This is a genomic window from Paenisporosarcina quisquiliarum, assembly GCF_027563315.1.
Taxonomy (GTDB): Bacteria; Bacillota; Bacilli; order Bacillales_A; family Planococcaceae; genus Paenisporosarcina; species Paenisporosarcina quisquiliarum.
On record NZ_JAMKBJ010000010.1, the window covers coordinates 20,785 to 41,092 of the forward strand.

At 39.2% G+C, this 20,308-nt stretch carries 19 protein-coding genes; 7 read left to right on the forward strand and 12 right to left on the reverse strand.

The genetic code is table 11. The annotated features are described in order from the left end of the window. Positions 1-52 precede the first annotated feature (52 nt). From M9R32_RS11775 to M9R32_RS11785, 3 genes are read right to left on the reverse strand one after another with little or no spacing between them, the layout of a single operon-like run. Complete coding sequence (locus M9R32_RS11775) at positions 53-1,117, reverse strand: sensor histidine kinase (protein WP_269926926.1); 1,065 nt, start codon at positions 1,115-1,117, stop codon at positions 53-55. Next, the gene (locus M9R32_RS11780; protein ID WP_269926927.1) at positions 1,104-1,802 is read right to left on the reverse strand and encodes a response regulator transcription factor; all 699 of its coding nucleotides are present in this window, start codon (positions 1,800-1,802) and stop codon (positions 1,104-1,106) included. Before M9R32_RS11780 ends, M9R32_RS11775 begins: the two co-directional genes overlap by 14 nt. A gap of 14 nt (positions 1,803-1,816) precedes the next feature. Further along, positions 1,817-2,530: a cytochrome c biogenesis CcdA family protein gene (locus M9R32_RS11785; protein WP_269926928.1), complete on the reverse strand. Its 714-nt coding sequence runs from the start codon at positions 2,528-2,530 to the stop codon at positions 1,817-1,819. A gap of 121 nt (positions 2,531-2,651) precedes the next feature. Here M9R32_RS11785 and M9R32_RS11790 point away from each other — a divergent pair, with 121 nt between their 5' ends. Beyond that, positions 2,652-3,251 (forward strand): SAM-dependent methyltransferase, encoded by a 600-nt coding sequence (locus M9R32_RS11790; protein WP_269926929.1) that lies wholly within the window; start codon positions 2,652-2,654, stop codon positions 3,249-3,251. Between the two features lie 249 nt (positions 3,252-3,500). Here the strand turns inward: M9R32_RS11790 and asnB are convergent, their stop codons facing one another. Together asnB and M9R32_RS11800 are read right to left on the reverse strand one after the other, a co-directional pair. Next, positions 3,501-5,363 (reverse strand): asparagine synthase (glutamine-hydrolyzing), encoded by a 1,863-nt coding sequence (gene asnB / locus M9R32_RS11795; protein WP_269926930.1) that lies wholly within the window; start codon positions 5,361-5,363, stop codon positions 3,501-3,503. A gap of 87 nt (positions 5,364-5,450) precedes the next feature. Then, entirely contained in the window at positions 5,451-5,819 is a 369-nt protein-coding gene (locus tag M9R32_RS11800) for a hypothetical protein (protein ID WP_269926931.1), read from the reverse strand. Positions 5,820-5,997: 178 nt separating this feature from the next. On the opposite strand from M9R32_RS11800, the gene M9R32_RS11805 reads away from it, so the two are divergent. Then, positions 5,998-8,070, forward strand: coding sequence for a metallophosphoesterase family protein (locus tag M9R32_RS11805; RefSeq protein WP_269926932.1), 2,073 nt, complete (start codon positions 5,998-6,000; stop codon positions 8,068-8,070). Positions 8,071-8,191: 121 nt separating this feature from the next. On the opposite strand, the gene M9R32_RS11810 is transcribed toward M9R32_RS11805, so the two are convergent. Next, positions 8,192-8,491, reverse strand: coding sequence for a hypothetical protein (locus M9R32_RS11810; RefSeq protein ID WP_269926933.1), 300 nt, complete (start codon positions 8,489-8,491; stop codon positions 8,192-8,194). Between the two features lie 224 nt (positions 8,492-8,715). Between M9R32_RS11810 and M9R32_RS11815 the strand changes: the two genes are divergently transcribed. Further along, complete coding sequence (locus M9R32_RS11815; RefSeq protein ID WP_269926934.1) at positions 8,716-8,847, forward strand: hypothetical protein; 132 nt, start codon at positions 8,716-8,718, stop codon at positions 8,845-8,847. 44 nt (positions 8,848-8,891) lie between these two features. Here the strand turns inward: M9R32_RS11815 and M9R32_RS11820 are convergent, their stop codons facing one another. From M9R32_RS11820 to M9R32_RS11840, 5 genes are all read right to left on the reverse strand, one after another. Next, complete coding sequence (locus tag M9R32_RS11820; RefSeq protein WP_269926935.1) at positions 8,892-9,467, reverse strand: C40 family peptidase; 576 nt, start codon at positions 9,465-9,467, stop codon at positions 8,892-8,894. 865 nt (positions 9,468-10,332) lie between these two features. Next, positions 10,333-13,425, reverse strand: coding sequence for an AAA family ATPase (locus M9R32_RS11825; RefSeq protein WP_269926936.1), 3,093 nt, complete (start codon positions 13,423-13,425; stop codon positions 10,333-10,335). After that, entirely contained in the window at positions 13,422-14,609 is a 1,188-nt protein-coding gene (locus M9R32_RS11830; RefSeq protein WP_269926937.1) for an exonuclease SbcCD subunit D, read from the reverse strand. Before M9R32_RS11830 ends, M9R32_RS11825 begins: the two co-directional genes overlap by 4 nt. 180 nt (positions 14,610-14,789) lie before the next feature. Continuing rightward, positions 14,790-15,086 carry a DUF3817 domain-containing protein gene (locus M9R32_RS11835; protein ID WP_269926938.1) on the reverse strand — a complete coding sequence of 99 codons (297 nt, stop codon included), beginning with the start codon at positions 15,084-15,086 and terminating at the stop codon, positions 14,790-14,792. Between the two features lie 123 nt (positions 15,087-15,209). Further along, positions 15,210-16,076 (reverse strand): AraC family transcriptional regulator, encoded by an 867-nt coding sequence (locus M9R32_RS11840; protein ID WP_269926939.1) that lies wholly within the window; start codon positions 16,074-16,076, stop codon positions 15,210-15,212. Positions 16,077-16,383: 307 nt separating this feature from the next. Here M9R32_RS11840 and M9R32_RS11845 point away from each other — a divergent pair, with 307 nt between their 5' ends. From M9R32_RS11845 to M9R32_RS11855, 3 genes are all read left to right on the forward strand, one after another. After that, a complete protein-coding gene (locus M9R32_RS11845) occupies positions 16,384-16,557 on the forward strand; it encodes a hypothetical protein (RefSeq protein ID WP_269926940.1) in 174 nt (57 codons plus the stop codon). 65 nt (positions 16,558-16,622) lie between these two features. Continuing rightward, complete coding sequence (locus M9R32_RS11850) at positions 16,623-16,967, forward strand: CHY zinc finger protein (protein WP_269926941.1); 345 nt, start codon at positions 16,623-16,625, stop codon at positions 16,965-16,967. 175 nt (positions 16,968-17,142) lie between these two features. Then, a complete protein-coding gene (locus M9R32_RS11855; RefSeq protein WP_269926942.1) occupies positions 17,143-18,381 on the forward strand; it encodes an MFS transporter in 1,239 nt (412 codons plus the stop codon). Positions 18,382-18,448: 67 nt separating this feature from the next. Here M9R32_RS11855 and M9R32_RS11860 read toward each other — a convergent pair whose 3' ends face one another. Then, complete coding sequence (locus M9R32_RS11860) at positions 18,449-19,303, reverse strand: class I SAM-dependent methyltransferase (protein ID WP_269926943.1); 855 nt, start codon at positions 19,301-19,303, stop codon at positions 18,449-18,451. Positions 19,304-19,463: 160 nt separating this feature from the next. Here M9R32_RS11860 and M9R32_RS11865 point away from each other — a divergent pair, with 160 nt between their 5' ends. Beyond that, positions 19,464-20,192, forward strand: coding sequence for a BsuPI-related putative proteinase inhibitor (locus M9R32_RS11865; protein ID WP_269926944.1), 729 nt, complete (start codon positions 19,464-19,466; stop codon positions 20,190-20,192). Positions 20,193-20,308 lie beyond the last annotated feature (116 nt).

A 20,308-nucleotide genomic window follows, 5' to 3' on the forward strand; every position in this document is an offset into this window, starting at 1 on the left:
TGATTATGAACATTGTTTGTTAAGATTTGATTAAGACAATCGTTCTTCCCTATTATCGAGTCAACGTTCGTAACGGTAAGTCAATCCAAAAAGTATGATGAGTGCCATCTGTATCTAGACCGATTTCACCTTGATGTGCGGTGATAATGCTTTGGCTAATGGCAAGTCCTAGGCCGGCACCGTCCGACTTAGTACTTCTTGATTCTTCAAGACGGTAAAAACGTTCAAAGATCATGGCCTTTTTATTTGGATCAATAAATTGACCACAATGAGTGAAGGTTATGATATATCGATTGTTTTTTATCTCACCATTAATCTTCAAGAATGTTCCGGTATTATAATCCAGGATGTTTTGAAGCATGTTGGTAAAGACTTGCATAAGACCATCTTTATTACCCAGTATCTCAGCATCCTCAACTTTGAAGTGCATGTCCTTAATTTGATTCTGTAGTTTCAAGTGAAAGGCTGTTAATGACTCTGACAGCACTTGGTTAATTTCCACCTGTTCAAAATGCTTTTCCAAAAAATAACCGTTATTCCAAGAATTCAATTCTGTTATTAGCTCAACAATTCTTGTAATTCGGCGGGATTCTTCCAACAGCGAACTAAATAATTCAGGGTTCCCATCAATGATTTTGTTTTGAAGGGCTTCAAGATAACCGTTTATATTTGTCAATGGTGTACGAAGTTCATGTGCAATATCCTTCAGCATTTCTTCCCTTTGTTCTTGAACGGAAGAAAGCGTTTCTGACATTGAATTGAAGTTCTCAATTAGTTCCCTTAGTTCACCTGTAGCTGAACTTTCAATTTTGGAAGGCGTTTTGCCTTCTTTGATGTCTTTTGCAGCAAGTGTCAAATGCTTAATGGGACCTACAATTTTTTTCACTGTAAAGTAATGAAACAACCCTGCAACAATAAATGCCAGAATGCTTACTTTCCACAGAAATCTATTCAATGTATCAACAAATTCCTGTCCAGTGACTTGTTGTGAATTGACCAAATAACAGGCATAATCCGTGACAGATAGAGCGGCAAGAAGAATGACGAGAAGGATAACTAGACTATTGAGCGCAACCAGTTTGGACAATAGGTTGGATAATTTTCTAAAGACCCACAAATTTATACCCCATTCCCCTCACCGTTTGAATATAATCTTTTGGTGTCTTTTCACCAATCTTTCCTCTCAAATGCTTGATATGAACATCAATAGTGCGATCGGATACAGTCTTTTCATTATTTTCGTAAATCATATTCAGGATTTGTTCCCTGGATAGAACCTGACTGGGATGTTGCATAAAAGTATGTAGCAGCTTAAATTCGAAGTGAGTTAATTCCAGCTGTTCTCCATTTATCCACGCTTCGCCTTTTGCCGGTTTAATCGTAAATCCTGTAAAACTTAACTTTCCGCAACGGCTTGCCGTCCTTCTTAAAACAGCTTCTATTCTAACCATTAATTCAGCAGGACTGAAAGGCTTGACGACATAGTCATCAGCCCCTAATTTGAAGCCTTCTATTTTGTTTTTTTCTGAAGCTTTTGCCGTAAGCATGATAATGGGCATCATATTTTTCAAATCTTCACGTACCCATCTGCATACCTCTTCACCGCTGATTCCCGGTAACATGAGATCAAGTATCAAAATACATGGATCCAGCTTTAGAATTTTTTCCTTTGCGTCAGCTCCATTATCAACTTCAATGACTTCATATCCATCCTTGTTTAAATAGATTTTAATGAGATTCCGGATTTTTGGATCATCTTCCACAATCAATACAGACTTGCCAATGAGATTTGTTTGATTCAAGTTCTTCACCTTTTCTATAATTCAAATAAACTAAAGACCGATAACCATGCACTGATTTTCTGCATTTGTCCGCTTAATACAAAAAATCCCATAATAATCATAATGACCCCATTAATTAATGCCAATTTTGATAAGTATTTGTTGATTTTTTTCATCGTTTTCAATGAATAAGAAATTACAATGGAAATGATGAAAAAAGGTACGGCCATTCCAAGCGAGTAGGCACCTAACAAGATGATCCCTTGGGTTAATGTGTCTGATGAGCTAGCTAGTAAGAGAATCGACGATAGAGCAAGACCTACACAAGGGGACCAACCAGTTGCGAAAGCCATCCCGAGTAAAACGGAACTGAAGACATTCTTTGGTTTATGTTCCGTTTGAATTCTTGTTTCTTTCATTAAAAATTTAAAATTGAGTAACCCTGCCATCTGCAAGCCAAAAACAATAATTAGGATTCCAGCAAGCTGCATAATGAGGTCTCGGTAATTCATTAACAGATTACCTAAAAAGCTGGCAGAAGCCCCCAATGCAATAAAGATTATACTAAACCCTATAATAAACCCAATGGATCTCAAGTATAGGGTTGTGCGATTTACTTTCATTTGAGAGTTTTCAATCTTACCACCAGTTAAGTGGGTGATATATGCAGGTAAGAGAGGAAAAACACATGGAGAGAAAAAAGACAGCATCCCCCCTACAATAGCAAAAAATATCCCGATGTCATTCATAACAACACTCCTTTACCATCCATTATGCAGAGTGTTTGTTAATGTTTGATTAAGAAAAGTCAATTCCAGTGACTTCATGTTAAACTGAATAAAAAAATTCGGATAAAAAAGGAGAATAACTTTGAATCACTGGAATGAGCGTTTTCAAGATGCGAAATATGTGTATGGAACAGAGCCGAATGAATTTCTAAGAGATATGCAGAAAAAACTTCAATTATCTGGTGACGCTCTGACAATTGCAGAAGGTGAAGGCCGGAATGCAGTATTTATAGCTGAACAAGGACTGAACGTGACAGCATGGGATTATGCCGAATCTGGTCTAGAAAAAACAAAGAAGCTTGGCGAAACAAAAGGTGTAACCGTAAAAACAGAACTTGTTGACTTAAACGAAGCTCAGTGGGTAACAAATCAGTGGGATGAGATTGTCTGTATTTTTGGGCATTTTCCAAAAGAATTGCGTAATAAAACACTTCGAGGAGTTAAAGAGGCCGTAAAACCAGGTGGATATTTTATAACCGAAGTATATTCTCACTATCAAATCCCATATAAGAGTGGGGGTCCACAAAAATTGGACTTACTATATTCTCCAGAAGAATTTTTACAAACGTTCTCAGATTGGCGAACTGTACACTTTTTCATGGGCGAGGTCGTGCGACATGAAGGAGAACTACATAACGGATTGTCACATGTCATTCAGTTTGTTGGACAAAAACCGTATTAGTAAAAAAACAAAAAAACATCCGTATGATGGTGCAAATTACGTATGTTTTTTATAGTTGTTTATTTTTATCATCGGTAAAATTTTTATTACAGTAGCTAAGAACGCTTATACAACAATAAACAAAGAACTACCAATTGGATTGCGTATTGATAGTCCTTTGTATTGTGTGTTTTATGTTTTTGCACCACCGAAGAAAACTCGCTTACCGTTCAATGGGGGCTGTTTAGAATCCTCCTAGCGATGTTTATCTTAACGATTGAAATCATAAATCTTCTCTACATAAACTTGATGCCAAACCATAAAGATGAGAATCGTCCATAGTTTACGGCTGTTGTCTTTTTTGTTGGTTACGTGATCTGCAAGTAATTGAAAGACTTCGTGTTTATTGAAAATCGTTTCGGTCTGACTGGTATGTATTAGGTTTATTGCCCATTCATATAATTCATCTTTTAACCAATGACGAATAGGTACAGGAAATCCAAGCTTTTTGCGATTGACCACATGTTCAGGCACAATCCCTTCTGCCGCTTTTCTTAACATATATTTGGTTGTATTCGCCTTTATTTTTTGATTGGACTGGATTTTGGATGCCACATCGAATACATAAGTGTCCAGAAACGGTACACGAAGTTCCAGTGAATGGGCCATTGTCATCTTATCTGCTTTTACTAATATATCGCCCTTCAGCCATGTATGAATATCGATATTCTGCATTTTAGTAACGGCGTCATACCCCATAGACTGTTGATAAATAGGCTTTGTAATGCCTGTATAATGCAAATTTTCTTGATATGTTCGAAGAAGTTTTCTTTTCTCGTTTTCCTCAAACATCTTGGCATTGCCAATGTATCGTTGTTCCAAAGGTGTAGTCCCACGTTCAATGAAACTCCTCCCTTTAAATCCTTCAGGAATTAGTCGACTTAGGACCTTCAAAATTTCTTTCACACGCTGAGGCATATGATTAAATATTCTTAGAGAATGAGGTTCTCGGTATATATTATAGCCACCGAATAACTCATCTGCTCCTTCCCCAGACAAGACCACCTTTACCTGCTTAGCAGCTTCCCGTGCCACGAAATATAGAGGAATCAAAGCCGGGTCAGCCAAGGGATCATCTAAATGCCAAACGATTTTAGGAAGTTCCTCAAGAAATTCCTCTGAAGAGATAATATAACTGGTATTTTCTAATTGGAGTATATCGGCCGTTTCTTGTGCGATATTGACCTCACTGTAACCACTTGTTTCAAAACCGACAGTAAACGTTTTTAGTTGTGGGTTCACTTCCTTTGCCAATGAAACAATAAAGGACGAATCAATCCCTCCAGATAGAAATGACCCTACCGGTACATCACTGCGCATATGAACATGAACTGAATCGGTTAAAACATTGCGGATTTCATGGATCAATTGATTTTCAGAAGAATGAACTGGATGGAATTTCGGGGTCCAGAATGACTGTATGTTCATTGGTTGATCCAGCTTTTTTCTGAAATAATGTCCAGCTGGCAACTTTTTAATTGCTCTCGTCATCGTGTTTGGTTCTGGTACGTATTGAAAGCTCAAATAATGCTGCAGTGAATCAGTATCCAGTTCCTCAGGCTCGACTAATAGGATTGCTTTCTTTTCAGATGCAAAATACGTTGTATCCTCTTTTTCTAAGTAAAAGAAAGGCTTGATGCCGAAATGATCCCGTGCTCCGAATAAAAGTTGTTCTTCCTTATCCCAAATGACAAATGCAAACATCCCTCTCAGCTTGTGAACCATTTTTTCTTTCAACGCGCTATATAAAGCCAGAAGGACTTCTGTGTCCGATTCGCTAGAAAATTCATGACCTTTGGCTATTTGTTCATCACGAAGTTCAATGTGATTATAAATTTCCCCATTAAAGATAATCCAGTACCGTTCATTTTCATACGATAACGGTTGATGACCACCTTCAATATCCACTATACTCAGCCTTCTGAATCCGAAGCTTACATGCTCATCCACAAAACACCCCTCATCATCAGGACCTCTGTGGCCAATTAAAGATGTGATGTCTTCCATTTCTTGCTTCCTCATGTCAGTTATTTCTTGAGGGTGGTTATACAAAATCCCAACAAATCCACACATACAGATCTCCTGCCTACGTTAATTTCCAACAATACTGATTGATATTATGCAGGCTGCCCTATCCCTATGTTCAAACATGGATACAATTTAAACAATCGTCATTTTTTTTAGTGCAGTAGAGAATTCAGAGTTCTGGATTTCAAGTGTGGCTTGATTCACTAAATGCGCAAGAAATCCTTCTTCATCGAAATCTTCCGTATCGATTTCAAAACGGTCTAATTCCAACTGAACTTCTTCGTTAATATCTGTGGCAATTTCAATCAAATCCGAAAAGATAAAACCCCATCGTCTTTCTTCATATAAACTTCCTTCTATTTTTATAATGGTTGAACTAATAGTGGAAGAAGGAACGGAAAAATGATTTTTGATTCTAATGGTTGTCTCATCGTAATTTGCTACAAATTCTATCATTTCATAGCCTAGATCGAAGTTTTTCTTAAACTCTACTTTGTTCATAATCTTCCTCCTCAAATTTTGATAGATTACTGTCATCCTATCCATTTCGCGCAGTGATTATACCAATTAATTTTCAAATCTATCATTTTCACTTAATTGACCTCGTCAAAAACGCCACCTCACCGAATCTAAGCAATCTGAATACGCTAAAGGTAAATCAAAATTGGTGGTGTTACTTATGGACTTACCCATCATCCTTGCTGGACCCATTCTTCGACGAGTGGACGCCCATCGTGTCACTGTTTGGATTGCAACGAGCCAACCCTTTGATATGGATGCCAAGTTATTTAAGATGCATGATGAAGCGGAACAGCTCGAAATTCAATGTATGACCGAGTTCATTTGTTTAGGTGAACGCTTGTATGTTTACCTTCTGACACTTTTACCGCTGCACAAAGACTTTCCTGTTGATACGCTCCTTGGCTACAACCTTTACTTTAAAGGTAAGTCTACGAGAATGGATTTGGGGAGTTTTGGTTTACTTAATCCAGATAATGATCAATCCATCGTATATGGTGATCTTAAATATCCAACGTTTTATATCCAAAAAGAATTGGATGCCCGCTTCTTATATGGTTCTTGCCGAAAACTTCATGGAAAACGAGACGACGCTTTGGCCGCAGGGGATTTGACTCTTCAGGAGACATATTTAGATTTAGCAAAGCGTCCCAACGCACTATTTTTATTGGGTGATCAAATCTATGCTGATGATGTAGCTGCTCCCCTTTTCCCCATCCTCACTTCTCTCAATAAACTGCTGATGGGTCATGATGAACAACTTGTAAAACTTGATCCTCGATTGAAAGAAAAGCCTTTTCAACGTTCGCTCAATCAAATTAATGGTAGGCAATATATAATGGAACAGTTTTGCCAGTTCACCTCTTCACATGCCCACAACCATTTAATGAAATTCGGCGAGTACGCTGCCATGTATTTGCTTTCATGGGGACCAGCATTATGGGAAGCGATACAAGAGCAAGGTGGTTTACCTACTTTCGAAGAACAAATTGAAAATGAAAAATTCTATTTTGTCTTTCCTAATTCCAAACAATTTCAAAAAGAACATGCAGCAGAATGGATAAAAGTTCGGAATCAGTATAATGAGGATTCCGAGAACCTTCGACAAGCCCTCACAACTCTTCCTGGAATAAGACGACTTCTCGCGAACATTCCTACTTATATGATTTTTGATGATCACGATGTTACTGACGATTGGAATCTATCGATTGACTGGAAAGAGAAAGTTGGACACTCTCTTCTTGGTAGACATGTGGTGACCAACGCAATTACTGCCTACTGGGCTTTTCAAGGCTGGGGAAATTGCCCGGACTCATTCGGTCAGATCTTTAAGAGTCACATGAAAAACTATTTCTCTGAATTCACACTTGAATCTTCTTCTTATGAACAATGGATGAAATGCATAGAAAACTTTAAAAGCTGGTATTTTGTAGCACCTACGGAACCCAAAACACTATTCCTCGATACGCGAACACAAAGAGAATTTGACATACATCCCCTTCCAGTTAAGATTGGTGGCATCATTCAAGAAAATATTCGCAGTCCACAATTGGTCAGTCGACAATGTTGGAAGGAAGTTTCTCGTGTCTTAATGGACTCCGGTTGGAAAAGCGGAAGTGACTTAACGATTGCCTCACCCGCTCCATTGTATGGAATTGGGCTTATTGAATCGTTTCTCCACTCCTATGTCTACCCATTAAGATCAATTGGCTTTCCGATTCACCAAACCCTGGATTTTGAAGCTTGGAAATATAATGGAAAAGGATTCAGTGAATTTCTTGCAAAGGTTTTCGAATGGAATCCAAGTACGTGCTTCATTGTTTCTGGTGATGTTCATTATGCCTCTTCTGTTCAAAGCACAGTTCAATCCAAGAACGGGCAAACAGCAAACATCATCCAATTTACCAGCAGCCCAATGCACAATATGAGTTTCTTTGGCCTATGGGGCTCCATGTTGAAACTTACAATCTGGTTCAACAGCATGAAACGGAAAAAGAGGAACATCATTCGATATTGTGACAACGACTTCCGGATACAAATTGAAGAGTCTGCACACGCTTGTCCGACTGATCATATTTGGAAAGAAACACTTCGTTATCTCGCCACTGACACCGGCTCGATTATAACAACAGAAAATAACCTCGGTTTGCTTTCAATTTCTAAAGATTCCATTCAAAATCGTTTGCTCAGTTATAGGGATTCCGAGAAACAAGAGTTAACTTTTGAACTTTGAACCAATACCTCTGGATTCTCCTCTCACGAAAAAATGACCAGTAAAATGAAAAAGGGCTGTCCTCAATTGTCATATTAAATGACAATTTGGGCAGCCCTTTGTTATGGGTTAATTCTATTCTTCAAGCTTTTGATTTCTCATGAAATGATTGCAGAACCTGCTTAACTGCAGATCTGAACTCAGGTTGTGTGAACTTTTTAATGCTTATGAACTGTCTTTTATCCATGTGATGACGGTATTCCGTCAAATAGCCAACAAATAAATAACCATTGCCCGATAGATGCAATTCTTGTAATACATTCTCTTTGCGAATTGGGCTATTGGCATAATAATAAGTCGATCGATTATTCGAGACTTCCTTACGCTTTAACTCTGGAAACTCATCCAAGACACTGACTACCTGTTCATAAGACATCGGCATGTTCTAGCACTCCCTTATTCAGAGTTTTATTAATTTCTCATCATCCGAAATATGCCCCAAAATAAGATTTTTCATCCTGGGAGGAAATATGAAAAGTTATGAGTTGTCTTACGTTAATTCTAACAATTAATGAAAGTGTATCACTTTGATTAAATTTTTGTCATTATTTTCTGACAACTTTCATATACTTTTTCTAAAAAACTATATTGGGGGAATATTTGACGATGAATCCTGAATATGTGGATCAAAAGGAAATGGAATTACGCCAAAACCACGATTTCATTGCATCTCTTAATATGGTCGCTGAAGGTGCACCCATTTATCATCTCGACAACCAAGAAAATGATGTTGAATAAAAAAATGGACGTCGATTTGTAGCACCATTAAAAACAAACGTTATTTAAAGTACTCTCTGTGCCCACATAAAGTGTTTTTGAGTCCATGGGCCCCAAACCGAAAATGTTTGTACACTCTGTGCAGTGTTTAAATTACTAATCCACATCCCATTCCCCATATAGATACCTACATGTGAAATAGTTGTGCCGTTGCTCGCAAAGAACATTAAATCTCCTTTTTTCATATTTTTAAATGAAATAGAAGTTCCAACATGTGATTGCTCACGGCTAGTTCTAGGTAAACTCACGCCAAATTTCGCATAAATATGCTTGGTCCAACTGCTACAATCGGCCTTGTAAGGCGCCAGGCTATAATCTGCCCCGTACACGTATTTCGTTTGTGATTTAAGAACCTTTGCATAGTCAACTAGATCTGATGCTTTGTCAGGAGTTCTAACCACAATCGATTGACCAACATTTAGTTGGTTAGGATTTTTGATTTGGGGATTTAAAGATCGTAAATCGGTATAGCCCATTCTGTATTTTTGTGCGACTCCGTATAAGGTATCACCTTTATGTACTGAATATGTTGCTCCTGCCGCGCCTGAAAATGACAGTGTGAAAATAAATGATAGAACCAAAATCTTTGTAAGCTTTCGAATGGTCGTTCATCTCCTTGTGTTAAATTGATTGGTATTTTTTCTTGCACTTGGTACTGAACTGAAATTACTTTTGGGCATGGTCTTCTATGTATAACTGCATGTAAGCGCTTTCGATGAATCTTTGTCTTAATGGGAGCCATTCCACTGACGTTGCATGGCTCACTTTTCTGTTGGAGAGAAAACCTTAGAGCAAGTCGATTAAATAGCGTATGTGAGTTCAACAAGTAAACTTGCGCGTGAGATGGATTTGAGCGATAAAACTTCCGTGTGAGCGATAAATCTCCAGTTTGAGCGATAAATACCGAGATTTGAGCGATAAATGTTTGAAAGCTACTCTAAGGAACAAAACGTTGTTTCATCCTCCAACTTAACTTGCCTTATGAGACAACACACAGCACACCACCATAAATGGGAGCTATTCCGCCAGGCTCTTTTCGACCGGATATCATTTACTTGGCTAACATTTTTTGAGTATAGCATGCTAACAATAGAGGAAATGGTGGTAATTATTACCGAAGTTTTTCACCTACAACTTCCCAAACTACCAACAATCACCTAAAGAGAGACTTAATAACTACTAACTATTTTTTGGTAAAACCTTTAATTAGATATGCAAATTAATACACAAAAAAACCAGTCCTCTCAACGAGGAACTGGTTTTTTGTATGTTTTGATATCTAGGATTATCATTCTCTTTTTGTATATGATTTCTCGTTCTTCGTCGATTCTCAAACATGACGTTTGTATCCTCAAGAGTAATTCATATTAAATGCTTACTTTCAATAATTAGAAATAAGGTAAAATCACTCAGCGAATCTAGCTGTTTTTTCTACCAATATTTTAATCATTTAATGACAAATCTGGTTTCACTGTAGCCTTCTTTCGATTTTCTCACTTCCAAAATCGCAGGAATGGCTGTTTTCAACTCTTGGACATGTGAGATGACGCCAATCATCCGTCCTGATTTTTGTAAGTCAATTAACGTATCGATCGATTTGTTCAATGACTCTTCGTCGAGTGACCCAAATCCTTCATCAATAAACATCGTATCGATAGACACATTTCCCTGGAAACTTTGAATGACATCAGCCATGCCGAGTGCCAAGCACAACGAAGCATTGAACTTCTCTCCCCCAGAAAGGGTTTTGACATCTCGTGTTTGCCCTGTATAAGCATCATAAACATCCAAGCCTAAACCACTTTGTTTCCCTCTCGATTCCTGTCGCTCGCTTCGAATCAAGTGGAATTGCCCGTTCGATAAATGTTTTAACCGTTCATTGGCAGACTCGATAATTTGCTCCAGATACTCGATTTGTAAGTATCTTTCGAACGAAATCTTCATTCCATTTTGACCTCGAACGACATCATACAAGTCCGTAATTCGGTTGAATTCTTGTTCTTTCAATGCGGACTTCTCATTGGAAACCTTGATGTTCTCAATCAATTTGCTTGCTGCCTTTTGGGTTTCCACGGACTGGTTCATTTCCTGAAGCGCCAACTCATACACTTGTTTCAACGCAATCATGTCATTTTGCAAAGCGGCTAAATCGACTTTCGTTTTGCCTTGAAGTAACGCGCTCAACTCTGTAACTTGTTGGTCAAGCGTATGTCTTGTTTGCTTGAAATGTGTGATTTCTTCTTTCAATGAAGCCTTTTCCGATGCCTGTAACTTCGCTTGTTGATATGCTTCTGCCGATTCAAAAGATGAAGAAGTGAGTGCCGTACTAAACGACTGGCCAGCCCGTTCCTCTTTGGCTTTTGCTTCGAGCACTGCCTTTTCCATGTGATCAATTGTCAGGACAGTTGTTGCATATTGATCCTTCGCTTTCTGTCTTTCCTGTTGCACAGCTGTCCAAGCCTCTTCCAACCTGCGTTTACGTTCTTCCGTTTCACGAATCTGTTTCTCTAATTGTGATAACACACGCACTTCGCTCGGAATTGATTGCAGCTTATCCTCATAAACAGCTTTTGATTTTTCAAACGTTGAATTCAATTCTTGATACGTTGCAGTGATATCCGATGTTTGTGCCTGAAGCTGTTCAACTTTTACTGTTTGATCTTTTAATTGTTGCTTCTTGAGGCGCAGTTTTTCTTTATCTTTTCGCATATCGCTGACTTCTTCATCCAGTTTTAGACGCATCTCGTCCATCGATTTATGCGCTTCAACAGCCTGACCGATCTCAATGCCGAACTTCGAAAGTTCTTGGCCTTTATCGTCACACTGATTCTTGTAAGCTTTCAGTTTTGCCAAGGCGTCGCGATAGTCGTTATCCACTTGGTTCAAGATGTATTTGGACTGCTCTAACTCTTCTTTGGAAGGAGAGAGCGTTTGGTCCTTGTCATTCTTCTGGGGATGTTCCACACTGCCGCATACCGGACAAGCTTCACCATCATGCAGATGAGCTGCCAAAACACGTGCCTGATTATCAAACCATTCCTGTTCGAGTGCCGAATATGCATCACGGACAGTAGTGAATTCTTGTTGTCGTTTAAGCGTAACAGCTTCTTGATTATAGACGGCTTGCTGAACAGCATTGTATTCCTTTAACACGCGGCATTGATCATTTATTTCACTTAACTTTTGCAGTTTATCGTCAAATGAACCTAACTGATTGTCGAGACTTTCCGTTTCTAGCTTCAGTGATTGAAGTTTTTCATTTTCAATTACAGTCCGTTCAGCGAGTTTTTTCACATTCACAGACAAGCCAGTAATCTTCACTTTAAGTTCTTTTAACTCATTTTCTTTTACCGCCATATCCCGCACAACCGGTAAAATATCATGGTATCGGACGAGTGACTCACTTAACTTCTCGCGTTCATCCTGCTTCTTTTCTTCTTCAACGTATTTCAAATTCATCTGCTCCAGATGAATTTTTGCTTTCTCCTCTGAAGCAATCGCATCGTTTAAAAGTTGTTGTTTTTCCAGTACTTCTTTTTGAAGTTCAACATACTGTTGTTCAATCGCTTCGATCACACTTGCTCGTTCCGCTTTCTCGAGTCGCGTTTCTTTTTCCTCGAAAAGAGGCAACTGTTCGGTCAGTACTTGTAGCTTCTGTTTTTTGGTCCCCCATTCTTCAAAGCGTTCATTCAAACTCTTGGCTTGATGGAATTCACCGGACTTGCTCGTATGCTTCTGATAAGCATCGTTGTACTTGATCTGATCCAAGACAATTTTGTTTTCATAATAAGTAGCTTCTTCTTCCAAGCCCGATATGACTTGATGCATATTGAAATGCTCTTGAGCTAATACGTTAAAAATGGTGGATTCTCTCGCTGGAAGTGAAGAGACGATATTGTGAATATAACTATTCCTCGTTCTTTGAGCGATTTTCAATTCTTCTTCAGCGTGAGTCTTCTTTTGCTTAAGGCGTTCACTGATCATTTTATAAGGCTCTGTTTTAAAAATTTTACGTAAAATGTCCTCTTTGTTTTCTGTTTCAGATGTCAGAAGTTTGCGGAATTCCCCTTGAGGAAGCATCACAATCTGGATGAACTGATTTTGGGTCAATCCGAGGATTTCTTCCACTTTCACATTGATTTCCGAAACAATTTGACGTTCCACAACGGGTACTTCACGGTCTCCGAATTTTTCAAAGAACTCATATTTTTCCCCAGTCGCACTTTTATTGCCTTTTTTAACATGACTCATTTGACGAAGGATTCGGTACGTCTTCTGATGGATTTCAAATACAAGCTCTACAGCAGTGTGAACGGCATCGTCTGCAAAATCACTGCGCATGATACGTGATTCACTGCGATCAGACCCGCTCGCCGCTCCGTAAAGTGCAAAACAGATGCCATCAAAAATTGTGGTTTTCCCAGCACCGGTACTGCCTGATATCACAAATAATTGATTGCCTTGCAACTCAGTAAAATCAATCGTTTCAGTCTGTTTGTATGGACCAAATGCGGTCATTTTCAATGTAATCGGCTTCAAATTTTAACCCCCTCTTTCTTTGCGGGGCCAGTGAACTCTTGCTGCTCATGTAAGAAATCCTGTAGCACTTCTTTAAAAATCAATGCTGTCTCTTCAGAAGCTTTTACACCTTTAACTTCTTCATAAAAAGCGTTAAATAAGGACAAGTCGTCCATTTTACGTCGAGAACCGACCGTACTTTCTTCCGTTCCTTTTAAAACGGACACTACTTTGCGTTCCACATGCATGGCATTTGGATAGACTGAACGCACCTTTTCCATTGGGAAGAGGATTGGCGTTTCATCAAGCAATCTCACAAACACGTAATCTTCATTAAACTTATGCTGCAAAATATCTTCCATTTTCCCTTCAACGGTGCGGATATCGCGATTCGGTGTGAGCAAGCGTTTTTCAACGGTGACATTGCCAAGCTCGTCCATCTCAACAATATGGAAACCTTTTTTATGGTGCTCTTCTGAAATGGAATATTTCAATGGTGAACCGGCATAGCGAATGGTTTCGTTCAACACAAAATGCGCTTGATGCAAGTGACCAAGGGCTGTATAGTGGAATTTTTTGAAGTGAGAAGCACTCACAAATTCTGCTCCACCTATTGCTAATGGACGCTCCGAATCACTGGTGTTTTCTTCTTCTTCCCCGTGTGGTGTCACAAAAGCGTGTCCTACCAAAACATGGCGTTTTGATGGATCCATTGTGGACTCGATATGAGCGATCATTTTCTTCATGGCGTCGTCATGTGTGCGTATTTCTGCATCATCCAAAACATGACGAACTTGAGAAGGATCTGCGTAAGGAACCAGATGGAAATGAACTTCTCCATATGCATCTAGGAGTACAATCGGCTCCAGATCTTTCTTTAGTTGTCCCGTAATATAAAATCCATTTGATTTCATCATGCGACTACCAAAGTTCAATCGACCCGGACTATCATGGTTTCCTGAAACAGCAATGACTGGAGTTTTCATTTTCAATACAATCGTTTCCAGTACTTCATCCAATAAATTCACGGCATCCGTCGGTGGTACAGCTCTGTCATATAAATCACCAGCGATGATGACGGCGTCCGGTTTCTCTTCTTCAATCGCCTCTGTAAATTGCTGAAGCACGAATCGTTGCTCGTCTGTCATTGAAACGCCTTGTACCAGCTTGCCTAAATGCCAATCCGCGGTATGGAATAATTTCATCTAATTGTGCTCCTTTCATCGTGCATTTATTTTATAAATTCCAGTAGTTACTCTACATTTATCTTATCTATATTTTAAGCCAAAGCGATTTCCAAAATAAGTATTATTATACATGATTACTAGTTGAACTATCGAAACTGAAAAGAAAAAACACTAGTAAGAAATGAATCTTACCAGTGTTTATACCGTTTCCAATTTTTCAAGCTTACGATCAAATAAGATATTGCCAAACGGAATGAAGGCAACAATCACAGCGATCACACTATAAATATACGGCCATCTCACGATGAAAGTCATATAGGCAATCATTAGGCAGTAGCTGACAAACAGAAACCCGTGAATTGACCCAACAACGCTCACTGCTTCAGGCATTCCAAAGAAATATTTTAATGGCATGGCCAGGAATAACAAGATTAATAGGGAGCCACCTTCCAATAATCCCATGAAACGAAATCGCTTAAGTGGTTTTTCTGACATTTTAACCCCTCCTGCTTTCTACACCCCTCATTATAGAGAGGTGTGGGGTAGGGTGTACAGTCATAGCGACTTATTCCAGTGATTTTATTGATAGTGCCTTCAAGGATTTGTCACAGTTACCACCTACTTATTTACGACAGGAATCCAGATTTCCGAATAATAATCTGCCTTGTTGGCATCGTCAATTGTATAAACTTCCATTTCAGCTGAACCGCTTGGTCGATAAGAACTTGATGGGAACCATTCGCTGTAGATTTTCTCCCACATCGATTGGATTGCTTGTGGCATCGGGCCAACTACTTCAAATACTGCATATGTCGCAGCAGGAATTTCCAACCGTTCATAACGTGCAGGTACTTCATTTCCTTCATAAGCAGTGGCAATCCAATACTCTAAAGTATTTATAGCGGTATCCATCATTCGGCAGACACCAAGCATCCCTTCCACTTCACCGTTGTTCAATTTCGTCAGTTCATCATTCACCCCGTTTTGATGGACTTCTTGCCACATTTTTGGAATCTCACGTGTGTTTTCTCCATTCTCACATGAGAACTCTCTTTTCACACCAATAATCTGAAAAGCCTCTTTTTCTTCAATACGTACCTTCATCGGTAACGCCCCTTTCAATTGTACAGAGATGACCAAACGATTGTAGGAAGTAAATCCTTTTTTCGAAGATCGTGCTTCAGAAGGCGACATCCCATGCTGCCGCTTGAAAGCCTTCGCAAAGGATTCCGGTGTTTCATATCCATATTTGAATGCTACATCGATTACTCGCACACTAGTTAAAGCAAGCTCCTCCGCAGCGAGTGTCAATCGACGGCGACGCACGTACTCCATCACACTCATGTCCGTCAGAACCATGAAAATTCTTTGAAAATGAAAGACAGACACATTCGCTTCCGCTGCGGCATCCTCCATTTTGAAATCAGATTCCAAATGATCCTCCAAATAATCGATCGACCGTTGCAGTGCTTCTATCCAGCTCATTTCATCACCTCGTAAACTTATCTTATTTCTATTTCGACAGTGAATCCTGTCTTTTCCTGCTTGATGCGGACAGATGCTTCTTTGTTAGCGCGCTGAGCGGTCGATCAGTCTGACTTTTCGGGGGTGTCGTGTGAAAAAATGAGGTTGACGTGTGAAGAATGAAGCAGCACGTCTGAAAAACCATATTCGAAAATAAAGAGACTCATTTTTTAACAGAAAAGGCTGCCGAGCAAAGCGAACAGCCCCATTTAAAGATCTTAAAACCAACTCGAATAGCCCCACCAGCCATTGCTTGGTGGGTGTTTCTGTGAAAGAAGTGATGACAATAGGTCTGAGCGGTCGCTCAGTTGTAAAAATGGGGGTCGACGTAGGAATTATAGGCGTTCACGTAGGAAATCTGGAGGTTCACGTAGGAATTATCGCCGTTCACGTAGGAATTTCCGAATGTCACATCAGAAAACCTTTCTCGAGGGGACAATGAATGCATGACTTACTACCAGTTGTATGGTTAAATGACTTCAACACCCATTAAAAGGAGATTACAAAATGCTTATTCATGGACATCAAGTAAAGGGAATAGACATAGACAAAGAAACGCGCTGCGCTCACTACCACTCTGAAATTGACCGAATCGCCATTAAGTTTTATTGTTGCAATACATACTTCCCTTGTTACTCCTGTCATGAAGAAGTCGGGTGCAACTCTCCTAAAGTTTGGCCGAGAGATCAATTCGACGAAAAAGCCATTTTGTGTGGAGCATGTGGACATGAATTAACGATCGATGAATATTTGTCCTGCAACTCAGCTTGTCCTTCTTGCCACAGTGCATTCAACCCTGGATGCAGCCTTCATAAACATCTTTACTTTCAGACGCAAATGAAAGAATGTTGAGCACTTCCCAAATGAGGAAGTGCTCTTTTTATACACCTTTTGTCTGACAAATCCTGTTAATACTTCAGTCATTTGACCGAGGGAAACTAAGAACCATTGGATGAAAGCACTCCACACTTCAGGCGTTATAGTAAATGTATAGCCTTAGTTCAAACTTAAAAAGGAGATACATACAATGAAAAATCTATATCAGGATTCACGTTTCCGGTTGATTATATTTGCGAATATTGCTTCATCGATCGGTTCGGGAATCACAATGATCGCCATCCCTTGGTTGTTAGTTTCAAGTGAAGATGGGAACGCGGTATTCGGTTACATCACAATCGCCATGACCATCATCAGCTTTGTGGTCACGCCTTTCATCGGGCATCTCATCGACAAAACCTCACGTAAAAAATTGCTCATCACGAGTAAAATGGTGAGCATGATTTCCTTATTGTTTTTTGCGTTGATTGGATTCTTAGGGATGTCTTATGAAATATGGCATTACATGATTATTTATATGATCGGCAGTCTGTATTACACGATTTTCTATCCAACGATGTTTGCACTTAATCAGGAGATTTTCAGCAAGGAGCATTATAAATCTTTGAACGGAATTATGGAGGTTCAGGGGCAACTATCAAGCATGGTTGCCGGAGCTATCGCCAGTATTTTATTGACCCAATGGGCCCTCCACTATATTTTGTTGATCGACGTGCTATCTTTTGCCGCAGCCATACTCTTTTACATAAAAATTCCGTATGTCAGAACAGAACAAAACACTTCCCAAAATGCAGTTCCTTCAAAAGCATCTGAAGGCCTGAATTATATGAGGAAGCGACCACTCATGTTCATGTTCCTTCTTTGTTCGATGATGCCGTTTATCGGTGTAATGATTACCAATTATCTATTTCCCGTTTATTTATTCGATGTTCTTAAGACATCTGGGAGTGTCTATGGCATACAAGGAATGGTCTATGGATTTGGAGCAATCGTGGCAGGAATAACTGTTCCAGTCATTGCTAAAAAATTGGGTGATGAAAAGACCATAATTTATGCGGTAATTACTTATACGATTGCGATTTCCTTCATTTTACTGGCAAATGTTCCTTTGTACCTCGCGCTCATGTTTTTCATTGCGCTTGGTAACAGTGGTGCCAGGGTAGCCAGAAATTCCTTCTTGATGGATGAAGTCCCTAATGAATTAATTGGCAGGGTCGATAGCCTATTCCGCGCTTTAGGTTTGTTATTAAGAATTGGACTAATCGCTATCTTTACTGGTATGGTCTCTTCGGGTTTAATAATATATTGCTTTATTTCACTTAGTGCCTTATTGGTTGTAGCCTCTATTATTGTTTTGCTAACTGGGAGAAATGGCTTTGAGTTACCTACCAAAGAGAATTATCAAGCTGCTCTAAGAACTGTAGAGTAAATTGAAACTCAAAAAGGGCCTTCCCTATGGTGGAAAGGTCCTTTATCTATGCTCAAATCATCTTTTTTCACTTGCTAGTTGCTGTGAACACATAAGTAGGTAACGAAGATATGGAAGGTGTGTTCTTTACGGCTTCTTCCAATAAGTTTACTTCAGATTTTATTAACGTTTTTAGTTTGTCAGGCATATGGGTCATTTCTTCAAGTTCATTTTGATATTCAGTTAATGTCAGATCAACTTCCCATTTTCCATCCTGGAGCTCTGACGAGTAAACGGATTGTTCATTGGTAATTGTCCAACCTGCTTTTCTAGCAATAGATAATAAATCATTCGGTGTGAACAAAGTCCGTACATTTGAAAAACTATTTTTCTTAAAGCATTCGTATTGAGCTTGAATATGTACCGCTAAAAAATGAGGATACTGTTCCATGGTTTGAAGCCGCGAATCCCATTCTGCCAAACAAAGTTGCTTAGCCCATTTTCTAGATTTCTTCAACAATGCAAAAAGTTCATCTGCAGATTTTAAGTACCAGGAACAATGTGATAACACGACATAATCGAAAGCATTTTCAGGAAAATCGATCGCCTGAGCCAACACGTCTACTTCAAACTCCATATGGATCTGTTTGCCTAACTCCGATTTCATTAAATAGTTAGCGGAGTCTCCAACAGTGACTGGACTTCCATAATTCGCAGGGGCAATATCAATTCCATGTACAAAACCTTTATCTCCTACTAAATATGCAAGAACTGCAGTTGTATCCCCTTGCCCACATCCTATTTCCAGAACCCGCTTTCCAACTTTAATCCCCCAAACCTCCGCAAGCTTCAGGCGGTGTTCTGTTTGTATGGACTGAATGTCTTTCATCTGTTCATTTGTTGCCATACAGTTCACTATGGACTCGATTTCACTAAAGTTCATCGGACACCTCTTTTTATTATTATCATATCATTTCACTTCTGCTGACTTTCATATTGTGGTTATAGGTCGAAAATCCTTTTTCTAAAAATTCACACATTTACTGTAACTCTTTTTACTTCTTAACGGTCTAATCGGTTATTAACGAAAGGTGGTAAAAAAGATGAAAAATGTGCTGAGATTTTTCTCGACAGCAGTTATTATCATCGCAATGGCAGGCTGTGGAACGACAGCGGATACAAGTGAACCGGGAAAAGTAAACACAGGCTCTGGAAATGAAAACAGTGGAATTGTCGAAGGCTCAGTTGTACCGAGTCTGACGGAAGAAAGTACAGACGGAGCACATCAATATGTATTCCAGCTGAAAAATGACAAAGAGACAGACGTAAAATTATCGATGAATAGTTCGCAGTTCTTTGACTATCAATTAATCGACAGCTCAAATACAGTAGTTTATAAAGATTCCGATAACAAAATGTACACACAAATGTTGCAGGAAAAAATCTTGAAGCCAGGTGAAGTTCTTGAAATGAAGTTTGATGCAACGGAAGGTCTGGCAAAATTGCCTGCAGGGGAATACAAGCTAGAGGTTTGGTCAACTGCCAATGAAGCAGAAGAGTGGAAAGCTTCTACTGAAGTAACATGGGACGGTAGTGAGGATGCTGCATCTACTGGAGGAAAATTGAAGGTTGAAGAATCTTCAGTCACTTACGTAGGTCGCCAGGACGTGAACTCAATTGAAGTGAAAAATGACAAGAACGAACCTGAAGCAATGAGATTATCTGAAACAGCGAAGCCATTCTTTGATGAGTTGGAAGAAGGCGTAAAAATTAAAGTCTTTTACGTGATTATAGATGGACAAAAAGTCATCCAAAATGCTGAAAAACAATAAAACAGTTGTTCAATAGTTCATTAACAAGACCCGATCAGTAATTTGATCGGGCCTTTTGATGATCGTAATATCATTTTGTGCAACCTGGATGACCAATCTATCAACCTGGAGCCTAA

Coding starts and splice junctions, on each gene's coding strand:
- M9R32_RS11785 (WP_269926928.1), bottom strand. CDS start 2,530: ATGAATGACATCGGGATATTTTTTGCTATTGTAGGGGGGATGCTGTCT.
- asnB (WP_269926930.1), bottom strand. CDS start 5,363: ATGTGTGGATTTGTTGGGATTTTGTATAACCACCCTCAAGAAATAACT.
- M9R32_RS11800 (WP_269926931.1), bottom strand. CDS start 5,819: ATGAACAAAGTAGAGTTTAAGAAAAACTTCGATCTAGGCTATGAAATG.
- M9R32_RS11805 (WP_269926932.1), top strand. CDS start 5,998: ATGGACTTACCCATCATCCTTGCTGGACCCATTCTTCGACGAGTGGAC.
- M9R32_RS11810 (WP_269926933.1), bottom strand. CDS start 8,491: ATGCCGATGTCTTATGAACAGGTAGTCAGTGTCTTGGATGAGTTTCCA.
- M9R32_RS11815 (WP_269926934.1), top strand. CDS start 8,716: ATGAATCCTGAATATGTGGATCAAAAGGAAATGGAATTACGCCAAAAC.
- M9R32_RS11830 (WP_269926937.1), bottom strand. CDS start 14,609: ATGAAATTATTCCATACCGCGGATTGGCATTTAGGCAAGCTGGTACAA.
- M9R32_RS11835 (WP_269926938.1), bottom strand. CDS start 15,086: ATGTCAGAAAAACCACTTAAGCGATTTCGTTTCATGGGATTATTGGAA.
- M9R32_RS11840 (WP_269926939.1), bottom strand. CDS start 16,076: ATGAGCTGGATAGAAGCACTGCAACGGTCGATCGATTATTTGGAGGAT.
- M9R32_RS11850 (WP_269926941.1), top strand. CDS start 16,623: ATGCTTATTCATGGACATCAAGTAAAGGGAATAGACATAGACAAAGAA.
- M9R32_RS11855 (WP_269926942.1), top strand. CDS start 17,143: ATGAAAAATCTATATCAGGATTCACGTTTCCGGTTGATTATATTTGCG.
- M9R32_RS11860 (WP_269926943.1), bottom strand. CDS start 19,303: ATGAACTTTAGTGAAATCGAGTCCATAGTGAACTGTATGGCAACAAAT.
- M9R32_RS11865 (WP_269926944.1), top strand. CDS start 19,464: ATGAAAAATGTGCTGAGATTTTTCTCGACAGCAGTTATTATCATCGCA.